The following is a 2,602-nucleotide window of genomic DNA, read 5'->3' on the forward strand; positions in this document are numbered from 1 at the left end:
GACGCGGGACCCGACCGCGGCTCGGCGTGGTGCCTGGGCTCGGCGGCGGAGGTCGGCTACGGCTCGACGATCGTGGCGGTTTGCCACTTCCTGCCTACGCCGGGCCGGCTGGACGCCACAGCCCTGGACCCGGGTCGGTTCGCGCCGACCGGGCAGCGCCTGGTGGTCGCGGTCCTGATCGGTCAATCGTCGCCGACCCCGCCGGCGATCCGCGCGGAGTTGACCGACGCGGCCGGCCTGCGGCCGATGCGCCTGGACCGCCCGGCGGGCCTCCCGGGCGTGGCCTACCTGTGGGCCTTCAGTGCCGAAGGCCCGGTCTCGATCACGGTCTTCGACGCGAACGACGACATCGTGACCGCCTGCGCGGCGTGCACGGACGCGGGATGACGGTCGGGGCGGGCACGCACGAACGACCTCGGAGTGGAGGTGGCGTCGCGCCGTGTCGGGGTGCTTCCACTCCGGCTCCGAGTCCGGCTCGACTCCGGATCCGAGTCCGGGTCGACTCCGGATCCGGCTCCGGCTCGACTCCGGCTCCGAGTCCGGGTCGACTCCGGTTCCGGTCCCGGCTCGACTGCGACTCGACGCCGCCGAGATCGTTCGTGCGCCCGCGGGAAACTTTCGTGCGGCTGCGGGCCCTCGACCGCCTCAGCCCAAGGCGCGTTCGAGGTCTGCGAGCAGGTCGTCGGCGGACTCGATGCCGACCGACAGGCGCACCAGGTCGCCCGGTACCTCCAGCGGCGATCCGGCGGCGGACGCGTGGGTCATCCGGCCCGGGTGCTCGATCAGCGACTCGACGCCGCCGAGCGACTCACCGAGGATGAACAGTTCGGTGCGGTTGCACACCCCCACCGCGGCCTCCTCGCCGCCGCGCACCCGGAACGACACCATGCCGCCGAACGCCTTCATCTGCTTGACCGCGACGTCGTGCCCGGCGTGGCCGGGCAGACCCGGGTAGAGCACTTCGGTGACGTTCGGGTGGCGACCGAGCAGGTCCACCACCCGCTCGGCGTTCGCGCAGTGCCGGTCCATCCGTACGCCCAGGGTCTTGAGACCGCGCAACGTCAGCCACGCGTCGAACGGCGCGGGAACGGCGCCCATCGCGTTCTGATGGAACGTCAACTCGCCGGCCAGGCCCGCGTCCTTGACCACCAGTGCGCCGCCGATGACGTCGGAGTGGCCGCCCATGTACTTCGTCGTGGAGTGCACGACGATGTCGGCGCCGAGGCCCAACGGCTGCTGGAGGTACGGCGAGGCGAACGTGTTGTCGACGACGAGCAGCGCCCCGGCGTCGTGCGCGACGGCCGCGAGCGCGGCGATGTCGGCCACGCCGAGCAGCGGATTGCTGGGCGTCTCGCACCACACGATCTTGGTGACGCCGGGCCGGATCGCGGCCCGTACGGCGTCGAGGTCGCCGGCGTGCGCCGGGGTGTACGCCATGCCCCAGCGTGCGGCGACCTTCGCAAACAGCCGATACGTGCCGCCGTAGGCGTCGTCGGGGATGACGGCGTGGTCGCCGGGCGCGCACAGCGCGCGCAGGAGGCAGTCCTCGGCGGCCAGTCCGGACGCGAACGTGAGCGCCTTGGTGCCGTCCTCCAGGGCCGCGATGCATTCCTCGAGCGCGGTGCGCGTCGGGTTGCCCGAGCGGCTGTACTCGTAGCCGCCGCGCAGTCCGCCGACGCCGTCCTGCTTGTACGTGGACACCTGGTAGATCGGCGGAACCACGGCCCCGGTCAACGGGTCGGGTTCCTGCCCGGCATGGATCGCCAGGGTCTCAAAGCCGTGCGATTGGGTCATGACGGGAACGTTAGCCGTACCGGCGGGGTCACTGCGCGCTTCGGCGGCTTCCGGGGCGTCGCGAGGGTCGGGGCGAGGGTCGGGGCGACTGCGCCGGGTCGCCCTGCGGGTCGGGCCGCGGGCGGCGTTTCCGGCTACGGGTGCGCGCCGGAAGGTCGGTCCGGCCTGCGGTCGGGGCCGATCCGACGGACGGGTCAGGAGCGTTCGAGGCGGTCGAGCATGAGGCGCACGGCCTGGGTGCAGCGGGTGCGGATGTCCGCCAGGCGGTCCCTGGTGGGGGCCTTGAGGTAGGCGGACAGGACGATGTCGTCCTTGCGGACGGTCAGGACGAGGTACGGGTAGGGGCCGCCGCCGTCGGGTTGGACGATCTCGCCTTCCTCGGCCTGTACCTCGTCCGCGTCCGGGTAGGCCGGTTGCGGGGCGCCGGGCAGGAAGGTGATCTTCGTGCCGTCGGTGTAGGTGCGCTTCGCACAGCGGTCGTCGACCTGGCGGTTGTTCTGGAGCGCGTCGCGCGCGGCCCGCGCGTCCCGATACACGAACGCGTTCGTGGAGCCGCTCGTGAGCATCAACGGCCCTGCGGGGTCGGCCAGTTGCACCGCGCGCGACCACTGGCCGGTGAGACTCGCGGGGAGCGCGACGGTCTGCTGTGAGCAGTCCGCGGCGTAGTCGCTCCAAGTCTCGCCGGCCCACTCGTAGGTCGCCTGCCTGGTGAAGCCCGTGCCCCAGTCCTCGGGCGTGAGGGCCAGGGAGGTGGCCAGGGCCTGAGCTTGTTCACGGGTGCGTGGTGGGGCGGTCGTGGGCGGGCGCG

Annotated in this window: 3 protein-coding genes; 1 reads left to right on the forward strand and 2 read right to left on the reverse strand. The window is 72.6% G+C overall.

The window, feature by feature from the left end; translation table 11 throughout:
* On the forward strand, positions 1 to 387 hold a 387-nt coding region (locus tag GT354_RS08455), incomplete at its 5' end, for a hypothetical protein (RefSeq protein ID WP_161355642.1).
* Between the two features lie 258 nt (positions 388 to 645).
* Here the strand turns inward: GT354_RS08455 and GT354_RS08460 are convergent.
* Together GT354_RS08460 and GT354_RS08465 are read right to left on the reverse strand one after the other, a co-directional pair.
* Positions 646 to 1,794 carry a cystathionine gamma-synthase gene (locus tag GT354_RS08460; RefSeq protein ID WP_161355643.1) on the reverse strand — a complete coding sequence of 383 codons (1,149 nt, stop codon included), beginning with the start codon at positions 1,792 to 1,794 and terminating at the stop codon, positions 646 to 648.
* A gap of 194 nt (positions 1,795 to 1,988) precedes the next feature.
* Positions 1,989 to 2,602 (reverse strand): hypothetical protein (locus GT354_RS08465; protein ID WP_161355644.1); only part of this gene is annotated, 614 nt, incomplete at its 5' end.

The sequence above is a fragment of the Streptomyces sp. SID3343 genome (assembly GCF_009865215.1).
GTDB lineage: Bacteria > Actinomycetota > Actinomycetes > Streptomycetales > Streptomycetaceae > Embleya.

Coding starts and splice junctions, on each gene's coding strand:
- GT354_RS08460 (WP_161355643.1), bottom strand. CDS start 1,794: ATGACCCAATCGCACGGCTTTGAGACCCTGGCGATCCATGCCGGGCAG.